Source organism: Pseudomonas sp. PB120 (assembly GCF_009761815.1).
Classification (GTDB): domain Bacteria; phylum Pseudomonadota; class Gammaproteobacteria; order Pseudomonadales; family Pseudomonadaceae; genus Aquipseudomonas.
Map to the genome: position 1 here is coordinate 24,045 of NZ_RWIN01000141.1, position 19,686 is coordinate 43,730.

Genomic DNA, 19,686 nt, shown 5'->3' on the forward strand with positions numbered 1-19,686 from the left:
TTGTCACGCCACGCGCTCAATCGTATCCGCGCTGCTCTTCTTCCCTCCCCGGTTCCAACGCAGCAGCACGATCCGAACGAACTTGTTCCACGAATAACCCACCACAATCCCACCGACAACAGCAAACACCACCGCGAGCGCCGGCTGGTTAATGATGTGACGGGCGACGGACTGGAACTGGAAATGGGTCAGATAAATAAACAGTGTTGAAGACGCGATGAGGGCGGCGCCCCGGGCAATGAGGCTTGGCACGGGAATAGACCGGATCCAGATCAATGCCAGCACCGCAGGCACGGCGATATCGACATATTCCCTGGCGACGAGGGCGTACGGGCCATAGCCGAAGATGGCCAACGCATCTTGCCAACCGGTAATCATCACCGCCACCACACTGACGATGCATTTCTGGAAGTTCGATTGGGCGTAGTGGATGGCCATGCCGAGCACCATGACCGCCAGATAATGCTGTGGCACCCGGTTATGAAGTGCTGAAGCATCGAACACATAGGCGTTGATCAAGACGCCGGCGACGGCCAGTACGCATGACGCACTGACCAGATAGAGAAACGGGTTGGAGAGTATTATTTTCCGGACTTTCGAGAACGATAGCGCGAAGCCGATAATCGCGATCATTTGCACAAGGACTTCAAGGTACCAATAGGCAAACACCCCGATGACACTGGGGGGAAACCAGTTTGAAATCAGCAACAGGGTCTGCCAGTGAATCCTGTCGAACGCTATCTGTATCAGCACGGTATAGAGAATGGTCGGGACCGCGATACTGACCACGGACTTCACCAGCGTCTGTACATTCCCGCGTTCATCAATGGCTTTGAACTGGAACCTTGCCAGGCTGATACCGGAGATCAAAAACAACAGCGTCGTTTCGCCCGCCAGTAACCATTGTGAAAACAAATTAAAGTGCCCGATCACAATCAGCAGGATGGCGACCACGCGCATAAACACCGGTACTTCCATCTCCCGAATGGATGACTTGGGTTTGCCGGTGGCACTGGCCAGTTCACCGAGTTCGCGTACCGGCATCATTTCCCATTGTTCCGGCAACCGGCCAATCAACCTTTCAAGCACCATTGAAGCCTGCACAAACGACAGCGAATCCCCGCCCAGTTCCACAAATGAAAGGTGTGTGTCGATGCTCGGCACTTGAAGGATTTCAGCCCAGGAATCCGCCAGCTTGCGCGTGAGTGGCGACAGCTCCTGACTCGAATTTGCGGAGGGTGCATCGGCATTGCCGGCAACCGGAGGCAATGCCCGCTTATCAATCTTCCCGTTCGGTGTCAGGGGAATAGCGTCGAGGAAAACGAACTGTGCCGGCACCATGTAATCGGGAAGTTGTTGGCTCAGGTGTTCACGCAACTCAGCCGTCGCAACCGTGGTCGTTGACACGCAGTAGGCCACCAGCCGGGTATTCGAACGTTCATTGGCGGTCACCACAACGCACTGTTTGATTCGCGGATGCCGTGCCAGCACCCCTTCTATTTCTGTCAGCTCGATTCGATGGCCGCGAATCTTGACTTGATTGTCGCCACGCCCCAGAAAACTGACACTGCCATCTGACAGATAAGTCCCCAGGTCGCCGGTTCTATAACAGATGTCGTCCGCGAGATTGGTAAACGGATTCACCACAAACTTTTCCCGGGTTTGCGCGACATCTCCCCAGTAACCTTGGGACAAGTAAGGACTGCGTATGAAAATTTCGCCGACTTCGCCTTCGCGAACCAATTGATTCTTGTCGTCCACGACCAGCAATTGCGCACTTTCAATGCCTTTGCCCAGTGCAATACGGGTCGTGTCGGCTTCAGGGTCGACGTGATGAAAACCCATCGCCTGCGGGGTTTCCGTGGTCCCGTAGAAATTCACGCTAACGGCATTGGGCGCAATGGCGCGCATGTGTTCACACAGCAAAATAGTCAGGGCATCCCCGCCCCAGAACAGGTAACGCAGTTTATTGAAAGTCAGTTGTTTGAGTTTCGCACCTGTTTCGATCAACCGCCCCAACGGGGGTGTCAGGTGAATAACCGATATTCCACGCTCTTCGATCCACGTCGCCAATGCCGACGGATCGATGACCGTCGACTGCGCAGGAATAACAACTTTTGCGCCAATGGACAGCGGCGTAAGGACATCCCGATAGACCGGGTCATGACCCAGGCCGGACAGTAGGGAAAAACAATCGTCCTGGGTTAACGAATGATGTTTTGCATGCCAATGAACGAAATGAACCAGGGGCGCATGGGTGGCCACAATCCCTTTCGGCTCTCCGGTGCTGCCAGAGGTGAACGTTATATAGGCCGGGTGAGCGGGATCGACGTCTGGCAAGACCGTTTCGTTGATGACGAACGCACGCTGTGCTTCAGCGGGCGCTTCCGGGATTCTGACGACTTTCGGCGCCGGCTCAAGGTACTGAAAACCGATGTCGCCGGTCATTTCGCCGCACACCAGGACAAACGAAGGCGATAGCGCCCGGATGATCTGATCGATACGCGCCGGCGGATAAGCGACGTCGGCAACGCTGAAGGTCAAGCCGGCACGCAAAGCGCCGAGCATGGCGTAAACCAGCCCCGCACAACGACTCGACACGATGACAACCCGGTCGGACGGGGTCGCTCCCTGTTCAATCAGATAGCCCGCAATGCCCCGGCTTATCGCTTCCAGCTGTTGATAGCTGCACGTGGCGTCCTGAGCGATGACGCCGATGGCTTCAGGGGTGCGCCGCGCCTGCTCCAGGAAATCCGCGAATATCGGACGCTCGACACTGTATGCCAGAGGAAGCGATGGGTTTGGGCGGGCGTCCTGCATGGTATTTCTCTACTCCGCTTGATCTGCACGAGGTTAAAGTCGTGAACCGAAAATCCTGAGTGAGGCGACGCGCAGTTCATCGGTGGTCGAGGCGCCCCCCCTGCAACGAAACTTTGCGGAATCAAGCGTAGTGCATGAATCGTGGAGCTGCCTGTCCAGCGGTTCAGATTGGATGATTGAACGTTAGTGCACCGTGGCCCGCCGCGCCAGCGAACGCCTCGCCAGGCAGTGGCGCGGAGAAAAAGTTGCCTTGCCCGATCTCGTAGCCCTGGGCCTTGAGAATGTCGCGCTGGATGGCGCTCTCGATGCCTTCCGCCACCACTTGCAAGGAAAGCCCCTTGCCGATGCCAATAACGGACTCGCTCAAGGCCCGGCAGGACGTGTCGAACTCCAGGTCATCGACAAAACTTTTGTCCAGCTTCAATTCGCTGATGGGCAGATGCCGCAAATACCCGAGGCTGGAATAGCCGGTGCCGAAATCATCGATCGCCAGCCGCACGCCCAGTGCATGCAGGTCCCGGATGGTTTTCTCGGTGCCCAGGCTCTTGCACAGCATGACGCCCTCGGTCACTTCCACGCACAGGTCGCTGGGCTGCAAGCCGCAGCGCTGCAATTGCCCGGCAATCATGGCGGCCAGGTCGAGGTTGTGAAAGTTGATCGGCGACAGGTTGATCGACATCGATGGGATCACTACACCTTGTTGACGCCACTGTCGCAGTTGCTCGCAGGCTTCCTGCAGCACCCATTGACTCAGGTCGTTGATCAGCCCGCACTCCTCGGCCAGGGGAATGAATTGCGAGGGTGAAATCTCACCCAGCGTGGGATGCGTCCAGCGTGACAGCGCCTCGACACCGACCAGACGCCCATTGCCGAGATCGATTTGGGGTTGATACACCAGGCGCAGGCTATTGCTGGACAAAGCGGTGCGCAGGGCCGTTTCCAGCACCAATCGGCTTTGGGCGACCCGGTTCATCTCTTCGACAAAGAAACTGAAGCTGCCGCGCTCGCTCCGTTTGGCCTGGTACATCGCAATGTCGGCACGGTGCAGCAGCCCTTCCATGTCCTGGCCATCGGCCGGGAACAGGCTGATCCCGACGCTCGCCGACACCACCACGGACGTGCCGGCAATCGTCGCGGGGCGGCTGAGGAGTGTCATCAGTCGCTCCAGAAACGTGGTGATCTGGGTCGCGTTCATTCGGGGCAGGACCAGCACGAACTCATCCCCGGACAGCCGCCCCACAAGGTCAGACTCCCGGAGCACGCTGCGCAACCGCTGCGCCATGACGCGCAATAACTCGTCCCCCGAGGCATGCCCCAGCGCATCGTTGACTTGTTTGAAGCGGTCCAGATCGATAAACAGCACCGCCAGTTCAGCCTGCTCCCGGGCCATTTCGAACAGGGTCCGCTGCGCCTGGGCCAGCAGGAACGTGCGATTGGGCAAGGCCGTCAACGCGTCGTAAAAGGCCATGCGGCGAATGGACTGGCGTGCTTCTTCACGCTCCAGCGCCAACATGCACAGGTGCGTGCCTGCCGTCACCAAATGAGCATGCAGCGGATCCGGCCCACGGGCCTCCCTGAAATAGAGGGCAAACGTCGCCGCGATTCGCCCTGCGCCGTTGCGCACCGGCAGCGACCAGCACGCCTGCAAACCCGATTTTTGCGCCAGGTATTTGTACTCGGCCCAGAGCGGGTCGTTATTGATGTCCGTCACCAGCACCGGCTCGCCCCGATAGGCCGCCGTCCCGCAGGAGCCCGCCACCGGGCCGATGGACAAGCCCTCGATGGCCCGGGAGTAATCCGCCGGCAGGCCCGGGCTGGCCAAGGGGTGGAGGATTCCGTGTGGGTCCACACTCAGGATCGACACAATGACTTCGGGGGCAATGCGCTCAATCTCGTGGCACAGCAAGGTCAGCACACTTTCCACGGACTCCTCTTTGAGCAAGGCGCCGATGACTTTTTCCTGCAGCACCTCGTGCAGCTTTGACTGGGTAATGTCCGTCAGCACGATCACGATGTTTTCGACCTGGCCTTGAGCGTCGAACACCGGCGTCGAAGAGACGTGCACCCACAGCCGCTGACCATTGCTTTTACTGATCAGCGCACTGAATTCATGCGGCTGGCCACCGAGAATTCGCTCCAGCCCCGGCCCCGCTTCTGCCCGGGCGTCGGACACAAAGAACATCATCGGTGATTGCCCGATCACCTCTTCGCGGGAATACCCCAGCAACCCGACAAGCCCGTCGTTGACGTAAATAAGGTGGGCATGGGTGTCGACGATGCACGTTGCCGAGCGGGTGGCATTGACCGACATCGACAGCAAGCGGTGCTCGATGTCTTGCAGGCGCACCTGCGTGACGTCCTTGAGGAACGCCGCATACAGGGTTCGGTCCTGCATGGCGATGGTCGACACCGACATGACGCCCCAGCGCTCCTGGCCATCCTTGCGCACGATCCGGACATCCCGGCTGATGCCCGCGACCTTGTTGGCGCCGCCTAAGTCATCCGGGTGCAGGCTCAGGGCCTGGGGCACCAGGGCATTGACGTCACTGCCCAGCACTTCCGTGCGCGAACAGCCCCAAAATCGCTCGGCAGAGGCATTGAAAAACACCACGCGGTTATCGTCATCTACGACCACCACGGCATCAATCGCCTGCTCCAGCGTCTGTACAAAAAAACCTTCCGCCTCTTCGCCGCTCGTCAGCTCGACTCGTGTGTTCATGTGTTGCCACTTTTACCCATGCAACCACTGCGTTTCATCCTGAAAAGCCAGTGGCGCGCCATAAGACCCTTCGTCACCGGGAGGGACCTATCATCGATAGCAACTTTGGATTACGGCTTTTGACGCTGAACCGACTGATTCACCTGCTGACCTGCAGGTTCATGAGAATGCCCGGTTAAACACAGAGGATAGTCGCGAAGTGGCGAGTGCATGAGCGTCGGGGGGAAGTTTCGGGTGTGCGGATCGAAAGACTCACGACTCGCCGTCAACAAGCCTCACCCTGTGACAGTCAAGGGGACCCAGTTTCTGACCGTTTGCCGAGCGAACCTCAAGCGGCATCAGAGGTTGGCCGGACGCGTTGTCCAGGAGCACAGAACGCGTTTCCTCCGGTTTAAACAGGAACCGTTCGCCCCACTGCCGCAGGCTGATCACAATCGGAAAGATCTCCCGTCCTTTGTCCGTCAGGACGTACTCCTTGTAGGCGCTGCCATCTGACGCCGGTCGAATGTCGAAGACTCCCACCTCAACCAAGGTTTTCAGGCGCGACGCGAGAATGTTTTTCGCCACCCCCAGGCTCTTTTGAAATTCGCTGAATCGGCGAATGTCGTCAAACGCGTCGCGGATGATCATCAGCGACCAGCGATCACCAATGGCCTCAAGTGTTCTGGCTACCGGGCATTCTCGGCTTTGCGTTGAAACGTCTTCCACCATCGTTTTTCACCTTACTGAATTGGGTTTTACCCGGTATGCCGACTGGGCTGGCTCAGAGTGGTTGCAATTCGAAACAAGATACGACAACAATAATCCGGTCTCGAATCGAAACCAGTTTAACCCCGCGGAGGCGTACATGACAGCAGATGCCGAATCAGCCAGCCAACGTTTGTCCCCACAGCCGTTGGAATTACCGCCTACGGCAACGGGAGAACGCAGCAGAATCGACCGGCGTTCAGGGCTGTCTGCGTCGCTCACGTTATTGTTTTCCGTCACCTGCGCACTGGCCGTCGCCAATGTTTACTTCGCCCAACCCTTGCTCGCCTCAATGGCTGAGAGCCTGGGCGTTACCTCTGGATTGATCGGGGTCGTGGTGACGGCCACTCAGGCGGGATACGCGTTGGGGTTACTGTTCATTGTGCCGCTGGGCGACCGGGTCAACCGTAAACGGCTGATTCTGACTCAAGTGATGCTGTCTGCAGTGGCGCTGGCGGCAGTCGGTGCATCGCACCACTGGCTGGCCCTGCTGGGCGCCATGATGGTGACGGGCTTGCTGGCCGTGGTGGTTCAGGTGCTGGTGGCCTATGCCGCCGTATTGGCAAGTCCCTCACAACGCGGGCAAGCCGTGGGCACCGTCACCAGCGGCATTGTCCTGGGCATTCTCCTGGCACGGTTTACCTCTGGGCTGATCGCCGATCTGGCGGGCTGGCGCGCGGTGTATTTCGTCTCCTGCGCATTGATGCTAATGATTGCGGCAGTGTTCTGGAAAGCCGTTCCGGCCGCAGAGTCACCCCGCAATCAACCCGCCTACCTGGCGCTCATTGGTTCGCTGTTCAAACTGTTCATCACCGAACCGGTTTTGCGGATCAGGGGTTTGCTGGCCTTGTTGATCTTTGCCGCGTTTTCCGTGTTGTGGACCGCCATGGTGCTGCCGTTGAGCGCCCCGCCGCTGTCACTTTCCCACACGGCCATCGGTCTGTTTGGCCTGGCCGGCGTCGCCGGTGCCCTGGCGGCCAGACGAGCCGGTCGCTGGGCCGATCAAGGTCTGGGGCAACGAGTGACCGGCCTTTCGCTAGGGCTCCTGACGCTTTCCTGGTTGCCCATCGCGTTTGCCGAGACGTCCCTGATCGCCCTGGTCTGCGGCGTGATCCTGCTCGACTTCGCGGTGCAGGCCGTACACGTCACCAACCAGAGCCTCATTTTCGCTGCACGACCCGACGCCCAAAGCCGCATGGTCGGCGCCTACATGTGCTTCTACTCGGTCGGTAGCGCGTTGGGCGCGGCAGCCGCGACGCAGGTGTATGCGCTCTGGGGCTGGATGGCCGTCAGCCTGCTGGGCGCCGTGATCAGCGCTGCCGCGTTGGCACTGTGGTTTGTCACCCGCCATTCCTCAATAACCCTTCAAGGACGATCCATATGAAAACCAGGCACCTGCTACTTGCCATCCTGATTACCGCCATCTGGGGTGTGAATTTCTCGGTGATCAAACTCGGGCTCACCACCGTTGACCCGCTGATTCTGGCCGGCGTCCGCTTCACGCTTTGCGCACTTCCAGCGATCTTTTTCATTCAAAAACCCGATGTGCAGTGGCGCTACATCATTGGCTACGGTCTGGTCTTCGGTATCGGGTTGTGGGGGGTGGTCAACATTGGCATCCAGTCCGGTCTTTCAGCCGGCATCGCTTCGCTGGTGCTTCAGTTCAGCGCGTTCTTTACCCTTCTGCTGGGTTCATGGATCTTCAAGGAAGCGATTTCCCGCTACCAACTGGCGGGGATCGGCATGGCCTGCGGTGGCTTGCTGAGCATTCTTTCGATAGTTGACGGGACAGTCACCACAGCCGGGCTGATCCTGGTACTGCTGGGTGCGGTCGCTTGGAGTGCGGCCAATGTCATCATGAAAAAAGCGAAGACCACGCAAGTCTTCGCCTTCCTGGTGTGGTCCAGCGCGTTCTCGCCCATCCCGCTTTTCGCGCTGGATTACGCAGTCAACGGCGCGGCGGGCTACAGCGCACTGGTAAATCAACTCGACTACCGCGCCGTCCTGTCGATCTTGTTCCAGGTCTATCCCAATACACTGTTCGGCTACTGGGTATGGAATTCACTGCTGAAGCGATACCCCGTGTCCACCGTCGCGCCGTTGTCGTTGTTGGTGCCGGTGTTCGGACTGCTCGGCTCGGTCATCATTTTCAATGAGAGCCTGTCCCTCAACAAAATCGTCGCAGTCGTCCTTATCGTGTCGGGTCTTGGCGTCGGTTTGTATGGACAGCGCATTCTCAATGCAGTGCTGATGCGCTCAAGGTCGAGGCCATCAAGTACGCCCTACGGAACCCGAGACCGGTAAATTGCCCAGCAACTTGAGCCCCGTGGTTTTCACGAAAGCGTCGTAGTCCATCGGCTTCTCGATCCGGGTTTCGGCATTGGGCAGCACGTAGGCCCATGCCCGCTTGGACGACGCGTCGTAAACCAGCTTGAACAGGCGCGTCGGCACCCAGACCTTGTTGTCACCAATGGTGGCGTGGCCCGGGTCAAAGAGCGGGCCGGTGAAGACAAACACATTGCCATCCGCCCGCTTGGCAAACTTCCTGACGTCAGACTCGACTTTGCTCCAGATCTTGCGATTGTTGGTCGGGTCTTGCGGCACCATGTTCGACAGCGCAAAAGACTGCGCCATCGCGTTGGGGTCCGGTGCATCGGCCGCCGGGGACTGATGACCACGGTCCACGGCCGGATGCTGGCTACGGTAATCGCTCAACTCTGCCCGCCCACCCTTGGGAATGCGTGGGTCCGGATAGAACTGGTTGGTGCGCTCCTCGCCTTTTGCATCCTGGAGCTGGGCGGCGTTTAGACGCTCGACGACCACCAGCGGCGTCTTGCTGGTTTGGGAATACAGCACGGCGAAGTTGTCGGAACACAGCGCCATGGGGTTCATGGTTGATGGGACGGTCGCGATGTTGATCGGTCTGGCTGCCGGGAACAGATCGGCGCAGCCGTCGAACGATGCCTGTTTCTGTTTACTTGAATAAAGGTCGAGCGCCGCGCCCTGACTGATCGAGCCCGAGCGGGACGCTTTTTCCTGATGCTGAGCGGGCGGTGTGAGCAGATCCAGCAGACTGCGGGCTTGCGCCCCAGGCGACAGCAAAACAAGGGCCGACAGCCCAACTGCAATTTTGCGTAGGTGCATGCTTTGAATTCTTCGAATTGGATTGAGGGATAAACGTAGGGTGAGGCCCGGTTGGTTGGGCCAGCGGGGGTTTGGCTGATTACATGGCGGCGAGCATTCTTTCAGTGTCCTTCATTAAAATGCCGATGCGGGTCTGATTGGCAATGGGCAGTTCGACCTCGGGAGGGCCGTGCGGGGGGTATTGACCGTGACATGTCAGATTAGTGCTGAGGGGCGTTTGCATTCTTCTCGACTGTGAACTTTTACGCCTTTGCTTTCGGTTGGTCTGCTGTTGACGTTGCTGATGGGCGCGTCTTCCTGGCACTTAATGTATCCAGGTTCCCTCGCGTTCTTATGCGGGTCGCAAGGGATTGTGGCCAGCGTGCTGCTGATGATCAATCTGGTTCGGAAAAAGTGCCAGGCGAGAAACGTGCATTCGGCTCCATAGTTAAACCCCAAACGACAGCGCACCGCAGTACATCAGGGTGTTGCACACAATCATCTGCGCGACCATGAATCCCAACGCAGCTCCCAGAAAACCAATGCCTGCGACGATCCACGGCAAGCTCGCTTTCACTCGGTACCTCAACAGCCAGGCTGACACGCCTGCGCCAACCAACATGCCAGGCATAGAGAATACGTGCCCGAGCGCAAACATCCCTTCGGTGTGGTCCAGGCTGGACATAATTTTCATATAGATCAATAGCGAGGCCACTGCTGTGGCTGTCGTTCCGGTGAGAAATAGCGCGGGAACTCGCAAGATCAATCCAGGTACAAACGCTACGACGGGAACAGCAACGAGGTACCAAATGCCTGTATGCAGTGGGTTGACACCCATGCTGGCGTATAAAAGAAGAACGGAAATCATCAGCAGGATTGAATAAGTAAAATCATCTCTACGGCCAACTGTCATTCCTGACCTCGCTTTCAGCTTCGTGCTTGCTGGAATAGCGTAGATGACGAGGACGTTCTTGCTCTGTGGGTCTGCTTTGGATCGGAAACGGTCTTTCGTGACAGGCGGCAATCGGCCAAAAGCGGACGTTCGGAAATAGACGCCGCATAAGATCGAAGCAACGCCTTTAATGTCAGGGGCTGTCTTGACTCGGTACTGCCAGCTTAATGATCGATGCGAATGACAAGAATTGAGCATTCGACTCTGGCCCCGGCCTTCCCCTGTGAACCCACTCGGATGCTAAAGTTTTTCGAGTCGTTGAAGCATCAGAAGTGGATTTCGCGCACGACGTTTACTGCTCACATAATCTGATGAGATATGCGTATGATCGCAATAAATAGCTCCTCTCTCTCTGCCTTCTCACCAACGGACGGTGACCTCCCCAATAACCCTAGGGTTGGCATACGCTCGGAAATCAAATCATGCCGCAAATATCAAGCCTAAAAAAATCTATTCTTAAGCCATTGATGCTTACCCAAGTTATAGGATTATTATGCTGGATTGCCAGCTGGTGCTTGAATCCATTTATTGACCGCACCTTTGACATATATATTTGGTGTGTCGTTCTAGCCAATGGAATATGCATACTTACAATTTACAATATAAAAAATTTCGTTCTGTGGCGAGTTTTCGGAATCGTATACATTGAAACTCTTGTATTTTTGTTCAAGATAGAAGCCGAGCGCATGGGTGTAGAGGCGGCAATGTGGGGATTGATAATTACATCCCTACTTATCACTGTCATGAGCGTATTCTTCGTCAAAATTACTGACTATGCTTTTGCAGTAGCGCTCGCATGGATGATCATGTGGCACACAAATTTGTTACCAATAAGTGACGTTCAATTACCGTTGTTTTACGTTTTGTTGGTGGGTTCAACACTGTTAGGAGGGTGCCTGAACGCAACCTTCGTAAACTTGGTCTTAAAGGAAATTCGAGCAAGAGACAAATTTAAAAAACTTTCTGAGACAGACCCCTTGACCGAATCTCCGAACCGCCGGGCAATGGTCAATAGTTTGAAAGACTCACTGGCCTCAAAGGATAGGACTTCACTTTGGTTCGCAATGCTAGACTTGGATAATTTCAAATCCATCAACGATCAACATGGTCATGACGTTGGTGATAACGTCCTGATCAGCTTCGCAAAAATGATCAAAAATACAAAAGGGATAGTCAGCTATGGTCGCTTGGGCGGGGAAGAATTTGGTGTGTTATTGTCAGCAGTCACCGCGACGGACGCGATAAGTTCATTAAACGATCTGCTGCTCCGCGCGAAGAAAGATGACTCCGCACAAGTTCAGTATTCCTTCAGCGCAGGCATAACAAGTTTGGCATCCACTGAGATTGCCAGTGAACTGTTAAAAAGCGCAGACGACAACCTGTATCATGCCAAGCGAAGCGGTCGAAATTGCATTTCTTTTGAAGCCATGATAGTGGCCAACGCTTCCGAAACTTGAAAAAGAACTTATCATAAAATACGTACAGGCAATTCTTCAAGATTTCCGCCCCCCTTAACGCCTATCCATATAGTGCATATGCAGCACTTTGGCCGAGGCGGGTACAAAACGAACGACCAAGGCAATCCATTGGTTGGACGAGGAGATGTGAAGATACCTTTCAGGAATGTCGCCTCGATAACTTAGTGCAGTGAAGAACAACTGGCCAACTTTACCTGTGCCGAATACTGAGAGTCAGCTTTGGGTCGGATGCAATCACTTCAGGCAGTGATCGACCAGAAGCTCCCATTGCGCGCAAGGATTCAGGCATCGGATGATTAGCACACCTAAGCAGCAAACACGGCCTCAAAACATTTCGGTTTGGAGAGCATGGATCAACTTAAATACCCTATCGCTCCCAGAGCCTCAACCAGAAGCAACAATGCTGGTTTTTCGGTTGGTTTTTCACCAATGCAACACACTTCCGGGTCGCTGAGAGAGTACCAAACCGACACCGGATCGCCCACCTTCAGCCCATATGAGGCTTTACGCAGCGTTGCAGTTGACCAAGAGTCAATGGTTTCGTTGAGAGACTTGTGAAACCGCTTCCCATTGGCGCTATAACTGAAGCTCATGAACTGGGCTCCGATCCACGGCTCCTCTCTCCCCACAAAGGTTACGTAGCCTTGTACCACTTGCCCCACAGGTACATCGCTAGCGCTCATCAATTATCTCCTGAGAATGTGCCCGACATGACGGGACGACTCGATCATCCGTGTTCCGCTGCCAAGCTCTCTGAAGAAAGCCCGGCACCTTCAAATACTGCGCAGGCGGTGCCTGGAGCAGTGATGATGCGGTCTGCCATCACCGCTATTGAGCTGATTCGGTAAACCGGGTGTCAGTATCAAATCCACGCGTGCAATCAGTCAGAATCCCCATGAATGCCCGTAACATATGACGACAACAAACAGACATCAATGGCTGCTTTGGGTCGGATGCGGCCCTTCACGGCAAGAGAAACGGCAAGGCGCTACAAGTGCAGCGCAGTAGACGAACGGAGAAGAAAAACCCGGCTCACTGGCCGGGCTTTCTCTCCTATCTCCTATCGTCTGAAAGCGGTGTCTGTTCATCCGCCTCTGGGGTAGTTCTCTCACCTGGTTCCTTCTGGTTTTCAGGACGATCATCGCTTGGATTTTTCAACGGATCGTATTTGTTCGGATCGTCTGGATCTAGCGTCGGCTCATCAGAACCTGGCTCAGGTTTGGATGGAAAGGAACCTTGTGTTTGGTTTTGAACACTCAAATCGATAGACATACCCACCTCACCTATGAGGTCCAGCTTTTCTGGGCCGTAATCGTTTGAAGTTGGCTGGTTAAAAGTGTGCGACTGAGCGGATGAGCGGGTAGTAAAGAGCCCTGCAGGCGGCTGCAAGCAGGCTCGCTCCTACAAGGAAATGAGTACATCGGCAAAATCACACCAACGCTTCGCTCAATGCCGCACGTTCGGCCACATGCCGCAAGGTATCGAAATTGATGTTGGCTCCCGAATCGATAGCGATCAGGGTCTGCCCCCGCACTCCCGTGCGCGCCACGTATTGCTTGATGCCGGCCACGGCCAGGGCGCCGGATGGCTCGGTGATCGAGCGGGTATCGTCGTAGATGTTCTTGGTCGCAATGCAAAGTTCATCATCGCTGACAGTCAGCACTTCATCGACACAAAACCGACACACCTCAAAACCATGGGCGCCGATCTGCGCGACTGCCACGCCATCAGCGAACGTGCCCACACGGGGCAACACCACGCGCTCATCGGCCTGCAAGGCGGCGTGCAAGCAGGCGGAATGCTCCGACTCAACGCCAATGATGCGCACCTCGGGCCTCAGGTACTTGACGTACGCTGCAATGCCGGCGATCAGACCACCACCGCCTACCGGGACGAAGATCGCATCCAGCGCACCCTGATGTTGACGCAGTATCTCCATGGCAACAGTGCCCTGCCCTGCGATGACGTCCGGATCATCAAAGGGCGAAACAAAGGTCTTGCCGGTTTGCGACGCCAACGCCAGGGCATGGGACAAGGCAAACGGAAAGCTTTCGCCGTGCAACATTGCCTCGGCGCCACGACTGCGTACCCCTGACACCTTCAACAGCGGTGTGGTGGTGGGCATGACAATGGTCGCGTCGATACCCAGGTGTCGTGCGGCCAACGCCACGCCCTGGGCATGATTGCCGGCAGAAGCTGTGATCACTCCGGCTTTCTTTTGCGCAGCGCTCAAGTTCACCAGTTTGTTATAGGCGCCACGGATCTTGAAGGAAAAGGTCGGTTGCAGATCTTCGCGTTTAAGCAGGATCTGGTTGCCAAGTGTCAGGGACAGTGCAGGTGCGGGTTGCAGCGGTGTGTGCACGGCCAGTTCGTAGACCGGCGCGGCGAGGATCTTTTTGACGTACTGCTCAAGCAAAGCTTGTTGAACGGGCGTACTGGGCATGATCGCTTCCTTGGTTTGATCAGAGCCCCGAGACAGAAAATGAAAACCCGCCTCAAGGGCGGGTTGGGTGCTGCAGTCGTGAGCTAGCCCGCCAAATGAGGAATGGCGGTAATAATGCTTGGCTGGCGGCGCAACATGTTCGAAGTCATGGATTGAAATTAGCCGGGGGCCGATGGCAAGTCAACGGTCAATTTTCGTGGGGCTCTCGCAACGCCGTGAATCACGACGCTGGTTGTTTTAGCGCTCGAGGTAACGGGTCAACGCCGCCCCCAGGGCATCGAACGTATGGGCGATGCGCCCGACCTTGCGCAGATCGTTGTGCATGGCGATCCACACATCGACTTCCAGGCCCAGGCTGTCCGGCAGAACCTCGATCAGGCCATGGGTCGCCGCCACCGTGGCCGGGCACAAGCCGAAACCCAGACCGGCCTTGAGCGCAGAAAGTTGGAAAAGGTGATTGTCGCTAGCGATGGTGAATGACTGGTCTGCTTCGCACAGCCCCATGTCGACCAGTCGGCGCAGATCGGCAGAACGTCGGTCGGGCCCAATCAACGGAGCCTTTCGCAGCGCCTCGATACTCGCCGGTTCGCCGTAGCGCTCAAGGCATTCGGCACTGGCGTATATCCCGACATGCAAGGCTCCGACGCGTCGCGCGACGATCCCTGCTTCGTTGGGGCGCTGCAGACGCACAGCGATGTCCGACTCTTGGCGAGAAATATCTTCCAGCGAATCGCCGATGCTCATTTCAAGCTTTAAGCCCGGGTGCTTGTAGTGAAACTCGCTCAGCAACCCTGGCAGCACCTCGACGCCCAGAAATTCGCTGCTGGTCAGCCTGACAATGCCACAGGACACCTGCGTTTCACCGCTCGCCATGCGATTGAACGCCTCGGCCGCGATCGCCATGGACTCGACATGATGGATCAGCCCCCGTGCCGACGCAGTGGGCGTGAGGCCCGTGGGAGTACGAGTGAACAGGTTTACGCCCAGTCCTGACTCGAGACTCTCCAGTCGTCGACGCGCAGTGGCCTGGGCAATGCCCAGCATCCGTGCCGCGCCGGACAGGCTGCCACTGCGTAATACGGCCAGAAACACTCGCTGACTTTCCCATTCAAGGCCGCTCATACATTCCTTACCAACGGTTGCTCCATTTGTTGTCTTCTGCCCGGTGCGAGGAACAGCGATCATGTGCCTCTCATATGTAAAGCAACAGTATAAGGAGCAGCACCATGGGTTTCACCGGTCAATGCCGATGCGGACGCGTCCATCTCCAATTGCGCACTGAGACGACTGTGCCGCTGTACGCCTGCCACTGCCTGGACTGCCAGCGCTGGAGCGGCAGCGCGTTCGCCTTGCACATGCTGTGTGGCGCCCAGACGCTGGACGTGTCCGGCGACACGCTCACTTACAGCCATGCCCATGAAGGACAGATATCGACCCAATATGCCTGCGGAACCTGTTTCACCCGGCTGTTCAACGAGACGACGGCCGCCCCCGGTATGCGCGTGGTCCGTGCGGGGGTATTCGATGGCGCGGAGCAGTGGGTGCCCATGGCGCATATCTGGGTCAAGCGCAAGCAACAGTGGGTCTCGCTGCCAGAGGGTATTGCGCAATGGGTACAAAGCCCGACACCTGAGGATTTCGCATGTGCTCTGGAAAATCAGGTGCGAAGTCTGGCGGGTTGATATGGGTGGTGTAATGCCTGTGTTTGGACGAATGGTTGAGGTGGATGTGACCGCTATCGCCTAAAGCAGCCCTTCCTCAAATATCTAAACAAGCTTACAAACTAGATACCGGCGCAGGTTTAGGCGAGACCGCATGACACTTTCTAAAATCGCCAGTCAGCGAAGCGAGCACTAGCCGGGCCGGGCCGGGCCGGGCCGGGAAACGCTGGCCCACCGTGCAAGTCGTCGACAGTTTGTTCCACACCTCAAAGCCGCTGCCAACGCTAGGGCAACTGCCGCCCCAACGGCGACGTATTCGCCTGCAAAAACCTCATCAACGCACCCGCCGCAGGCGACAGGCTCCGCCCTTTGCGCGTAAGCATCCCAATCTGGCGTTCCACCTTCGGTTCGGCCAAAGGTAGAAACGCGAGCTTTTCGTTCTCCTGAGGAAACGCCAGATACGGCAAGGTGCTGATCCCGACGCCCTCCTCCAGCATCGCAATGAGCGAGATCATGTTGGAGATGGACAGGCGACTGTGTTCCAGCAAGCACTCGGCATCGGTGCCTTCCAACAACCGTGAGGTGCCGTTCCGGATCATTGGCAAGCCCTGCAGCTGCGACCAGTGCAAGGCCCCTTTCGCCAGTACCAAGGGGTGGTCGGCCCGGCACACCACGCCCACCTGGTCGTTGATGATCGGGGAGAACTCGACCTGCTCGTCGGCCAGCCACATGCTGCTGATGGCGAAGTCCACCTGGCCTTGGGCCAACAACTGCTGGACGCTGTCGGCGGTGCCGTCCTGGATGCTGATCTGCACATTGGGATGCTCTGCCACGAAACGCGCCAAAGGTCCGGGCAACAGCCGGCTGGCCACGGACGGCACGGTGGCGATGCTGACCTGGCCTATCTCATGCTGGACCAACAGGGTGACCTCACGGGCGATGCGGTCGTGGTGTTCGATCAAGCCACGGAACAGCGGCAGGCAATGTTCGCCGAAGGGCGTCAGCTCGACCCGGCCGCCACCCTTTTCGATCAGTCCCTGGCCCAGCTTCTGCTCCAGCTCGCGCACCGCCAGCGACATCGCCGGTTGTGTGCGATAGGCCTGGCGTGCTGCTGCGTGGAAGCTCTTGAGCTCGGCCACCAACAGGAAGTAGCGCAACTGGGCGATTTTTAGCTCGGGCAACATGATCAGTAATCCTTATCGAATCATTTTTTTTATTAATTTTTATTTGCGCCATATTGCTCGCAAGATGAGAGCCACGCAAACGGAGGCTTCTCATGTCACTCACTCCCTACAAAAACTACATCGATGGACAGTGGTGCGACGGTCTCACCACGCTGAACAACCACAGTCCCTCGGACAGCCGCGACCTGATTGGCGAATACCATCAGGCCAGCGCCGAGCAAACCCGACTGGCCATCCAGGCCGCCCGCGCCGCGCAACCGCTGTGGGCCGCCACGGGTCTGGAAGCGCGCCAGCAAGTGCTGACGGCTATCGGCAACGAGCTGATCGCCCGCAAGGAAGAGCTCGGCCAACTGCTCTCCCGTGAAGAAGGCAAACCTCTGGCCGAGGGCATCGGCGAGGTTAACCGCAGCGGCCAGTTCTTCCATTACTACGCGGCCGAAGTGCTGCGTCAGATGGGCGAAACCGCCGACTCGGTGCGCCCTGGTATCGAGATCGAAGTACACCGCGAGCCTGTCGGCGTGGTGGGCATCATCACCCCCTGGAACTTCCCCATGGCCACGGCGGCCTGGAAGATCGCGCCAGCCCTGGCCTTCGGCAATGCGGTGGTGTTCAAGCCGGCCAACCTGGTGCCGGCGAGTGCCTGGGCACTGACCGAGATCATCAGCCGCCAGGCGCTGCCTCACGGCACGTTCAACCTGGTCATGGGCAGCGGCGCCAGCGTCGGTGAAACACTGATTCAGTCGCCCGATATCGATGCCCTGACCTTCACCGGTTCACTGACCACCGGCAAACGTGTCGCGGTCGCTACCGCCGGCAACCTGGCGCGTTGCCAACTGGAGATGGGCAGCAAGAATGCGCTGGTGGTGATGGATGACGCCGAGCTTGATGTGGCCGTGGAATGCGCACTGAACGGCGCGTTTTTTGGCACCGGGCAGAAATGCACGGCGTCCTCGCGGTTGATCGTCTGCGATGGCATCCATGACCGTTTCGTCGAGGCCCTGCGCGGGCGCATGCGTCAGCTCAAGGTCGGCCATGCCCTGGAAGCTGGCGTGCAGATCGGCCCGGTGGCCGAGGCGCGGCAACTGGAGCAGAACCTGGAATACCTGCGCCTGGCCCAGGCCGAAGGCGCGACGCTGGTCGAAGGCGGCGAGCGACTGCAACTGGACACCGACGGCTACTTCATGCGCCCGGCCCTGTTCATCAACAGCCGCAATGACATGCGCATCAACCGCGAAGAAGTCTTCGGGCCGATCGCCTGTGTCATCCGCGTCCGTGATTTCGACGAGGCCGTGGCGACCCTCAATGACACCGAATACGGCCTCACCGCCGGGATCATCACCCAATCGCTGCGCCATGCCAGCGAGTTCAAGCGCCGTGCCCAAACGGGCTGCGTGATGGTCAATCTGCCCACCGCCGGCACCGATTACCACGTGCCGTTCGGCGGCCGCAAAGCCTCGAGCTTCGGGCCACGCGAGCAAGGGCAATACGCCCGCGACTTCTACACCGTGGTCAAGACCACTTACGTCCGGCCTTGAGGGAGCACCCGCCATGAACGACCTGCTGATGATCGACGGCCTGCAGTACTCCAACTGGAGCCCGGAAATATTCCAGCAAATGCTGGCCGGCGGCCTGTGCGCGGTGCATGCCACCATCGCCTATCACGAGAATGCCCGTGAAACCCTCTCGCGCCTGGGCGAATGGAATCGTCGTTTCGAAACCTGGCCCGAGCTGATCCGCCCGGTGCGCTCGGCCAGCGATATTCGCCTGGCCCATGAGGAAGGCCGGGTGGGTGTGTTCTTCGGCTTGCAGAACTGCTCGCCGATCGAAGACGACATCGACCTGGTGGAAATCTTCCGTCAGCTGGGCGTGTTCGTCATGCAGTTGACCTACAACAACCAGAGCCTGCTCGCCAGCGGCTGCTACGAGCAGGAAGACAACGGTATCAGCCGCTTCGGTCGCCAGGTCATCGCCGAGATGAACCGGGTCGGCATGCTGATCGACATGTCCCACAGTGCCGAACGCAGCACCCTGGAGGCCATTGAGCTGTCGAGCCGGCCGGTCATCATCTCCCACGCCAACCCGTCGAGTTTCCATGCAGCCAAGCGCAACAAGTCCGATGCGGTATTGCGAGGGATCGCCGAATCCGGTGGGCTGCTGGGCTTCAGCACCTATCCCTTCCACCTGAAAGGCGCCTCGGCCTGCAGCCTGGAAAGCTTCTGCGACATGATCGCCAGCACAGCGGACCTGATGGGCGTCGAGCACATCGGCATCGGCACCGACCTGTGCCAGTCGCAACCGTTGTCAGTCCTGGAGTGGATGCGCAACGGACGCTGGAGCAAGGAAAAGGACTACGGCGAAGGCACCAAGGACAACGCCAGCTGGCCGGCACCGTTGCAATGGTTCCGCGACAGCCGTGACTTCCCCAACATCGCCAAGGGCCTGCGTGCCCGAGGTTTTGCCGAGGACGACGTACGCAAGATCATGGGACTGAACTGGCTGCGCCTGCTGGAAACCGCCACCACGGCACAGGACTGAGCCCTCCCGGCACGGACAGCTTGA

At 57.7% G+C, this 19,686-nt stretch carries 16 protein-coding genes and 1 pseudogene; 6 read left to right on the forward strand and 11 right to left on the reverse strand.

All coding sequences use genetic code 11. From position 1 onward, the window contains the following. Window positions 1–3: 3 nt before the first annotated feature. The 3 genes from EJA72_RS25340 to EJA72_RS25350 form a co-directional block, all read right to left on the reverse strand. Window positions 4–2,820, reverse strand: a complete 2,817-nt coding sequence (locus EJA72_RS25340; RefSeq protein ID WP_157714623.1) for an amino acid adenylation domain-containing protein — start codon at window positions 2,818–2,820, stop codon at window positions 4–6. A gap of 163 nt (window positions 2,821–2,983) precedes the next feature. Continuing rightward, the gene (locus EJA72_RS25345) at window positions 2,984–5,539 is read right to left on the reverse strand and encodes an EAL domain-containing protein (RefSeq protein WP_157714624.1); all 2,556 of its coding nucleotides are present in this window, start codon (window positions 5,537–5,539) and stop codon (window positions 2,984–2,986) included. Between the two features lie 252 nt (window positions 5,540–5,791). Then, window positions 5,792–6,250 carry a helix-turn-helix domain-containing protein gene (locus EJA72_RS25350; RefSeq protein WP_157714625.1) on the reverse strand — a complete coding sequence of 153 codons (459 nt, stop codon included), beginning with the start codon at window positions 6,248–6,250 and terminating at the stop codon, window positions 5,792–5,794. 136 nt (window positions 6,251–6,386) lie between these two features. Here EJA72_RS25350 and EJA72_RS25355 point away from each other — a divergent pair, with 136 nt between their 5' ends. Next, on the forward strand, window positions 6,387–7,670 hold the full coding sequence (locus EJA72_RS25355) for an MFS transporter (RefSeq protein WP_157714626.1): 1,284 nt from the start codon (window positions 6,387–6,389) through the stop codon (window positions 7,668–7,670). Further along, on the forward strand, window positions 7,667–8,590 hold the full coding sequence (locus EJA72_RS25360; protein ID WP_157714627.1) for an EamA family transporter: 924 nt from the start codon (window positions 7,667–7,669) through the stop codon (window positions 8,588–8,590). The genes EJA72_RS25355 and EJA72_RS25360 overlap by 4 nt, the downstream gene beginning before the upstream one ends. On the opposite strand, the gene EJA72_RS25365 is transcribed toward EJA72_RS25360, so the two are convergent. Both EJA72_RS25365 and EJA72_RS25370 read right to left on the reverse strand, forming a co-directional pair. Continuing rightward, window positions 8,558–9,430, reverse strand: a complete 873-nt coding sequence (locus EJA72_RS25365) for a DNA/RNA non-specific endonuclease (protein ID WP_157714628.1) — start codon at window positions 9,428–9,430, stop codon at window positions 8,558–8,560. The genes EJA72_RS25360 and EJA72_RS25365 overlap by 33 nt on opposite strands. 427 nt (window positions 9,431–9,857) lie before the next feature. Next, window positions 9,858–10,322 (reverse strand): hypothetical protein, encoded by a 465-nt coding sequence (locus tag EJA72_RS25370; protein ID WP_157714629.1) that lies wholly within the window; start codon window positions 10,320–10,322, stop codon window positions 9,858–9,860. 461 nt (window positions 10,323–10,783) lie between these two features. Between EJA72_RS25370 and EJA72_RS25375 the strand changes: the two genes are divergently transcribed. Further along, the gene (locus tag EJA72_RS25375; RefSeq protein WP_157714630.1) at window positions 10,784–11,818 is read left to right on the forward strand and encodes a GGDEF domain-containing protein; all 1,035 of its coding nucleotides are present in this window, start codon (window positions 10,784–10,786) and stop codon (window positions 11,816–11,818) included. 374 nt (window positions 11,819–12,192) lie between these two features. Here EJA72_RS25375 and EJA72_RS25380 read toward each other — a convergent pair whose 3' ends face one another. The 5 genes and pseudogenes from EJA72_RS25380 to EJA72_RS25395 all read right to left on the reverse strand — a co-directional run bounded on the left by EJA72_RS25380 (window position 12,193) and on the right by EJA72_RS25395 (window position 15,404). Next, window positions 12,193–12,522 (reverse strand): hypothetical protein, encoded by a 330-nt coding sequence (locus EJA72_RS25380; RefSeq protein ID WP_157714631.1) that lies wholly within the window; start codon window positions 12,520–12,522, stop codon window positions 12,193–12,195. A 44-nt stretch (window positions 12,523–12,566) separates the two neighbouring features. Beyond that, a pseudogene (locus EJA72_RS29410) lies at window positions 12,567–12,689 on the reverse strand (glutamine amidotransferase); the annotation flags it as partial. A gap of 203 nt (window positions 12,690–12,892) precedes the next feature. After that, window positions 12,893–13,111 (reverse strand): hypothetical protein, encoded by a 219-nt coding sequence (locus EJA72_RS25385; RefSeq protein WP_157714632.1) that lies wholly within the window; start codon window positions 13,109–13,111, stop codon window positions 12,893–12,895. 157 nt (window positions 13,112–13,268) lie between these two features. Further along, window positions 13,269–14,282, reverse strand: coding sequence for a threonine ammonia-lyase, biosynthetic (gene ilvA / locus EJA72_RS25390; protein ID WP_157714633.1), 1,014 nt, complete (start codon window positions 14,280–14,282; stop codon window positions 13,269–13,271). Window positions 14,283–14,519: 237 nt separating this feature from the next. Beyond that, on the reverse strand, window positions 14,520–15,404 hold the full coding sequence (locus EJA72_RS25395; protein WP_157714634.1) for a LysR family transcriptional regulator: 885 nt from the start codon (window positions 15,402–15,404) through the stop codon (window positions 14,520–14,522). A gap of 104 nt (window positions 15,405–15,508) precedes the next feature. On the opposite strand from EJA72_RS25395, the gene EJA72_RS25400 reads away from it, so the two are divergent. Then, window positions 15,509–15,964 carry a GFA family protein gene (locus EJA72_RS25400; protein ID WP_157714635.1) on the forward strand — a complete coding sequence of 152 codons (456 nt, stop codon included), beginning with the start codon at window positions 15,509–15,511 and terminating at the stop codon, window positions 15,962–15,964. Window positions 15,965–16,227: 263 nt separating this feature from the next. On the opposite strand, the gene EJA72_RS25405 is transcribed toward EJA72_RS25400, so the two are convergent. After that, complete coding sequence (locus tag EJA72_RS25405) at window positions 16,228–17,127, reverse strand: LysR family transcriptional regulator (RefSeq protein WP_157714636.1); 900 nt, start codon at window positions 17,125–17,127, stop codon at window positions 16,228–16,230. A 92-nt stretch (window positions 17,128–17,219) separates the two neighbouring features. Between EJA72_RS25405 and EJA72_RS25410 the strand changes: the two genes are divergently transcribed. Together EJA72_RS25410 and EJA72_RS25415 are read left to right on the forward strand one after the other, a co-directional pair. After that, the gene (locus EJA72_RS25410; RefSeq protein WP_157714637.1) at window positions 17,220–18,662 is read left to right on the forward strand and encodes an aldehyde dehydrogenase family protein; all 1,443 of its coding nucleotides are present in this window, start codon (window positions 17,220–17,222) and stop codon (window positions 18,660–18,662) included. A 13-nt stretch (window positions 18,663–18,675) separates the two neighbouring features. Next, on the forward strand, window positions 18,676–19,662 hold the full coding sequence (locus EJA72_RS25415; RefSeq protein ID WP_157714638.1) for a dipeptidase: 987 nt from the start codon (window positions 18,676–18,678) through the stop codon (window positions 19,660–19,662). Window positions 19,663–19,686 lie beyond the last annotated feature (24 nt).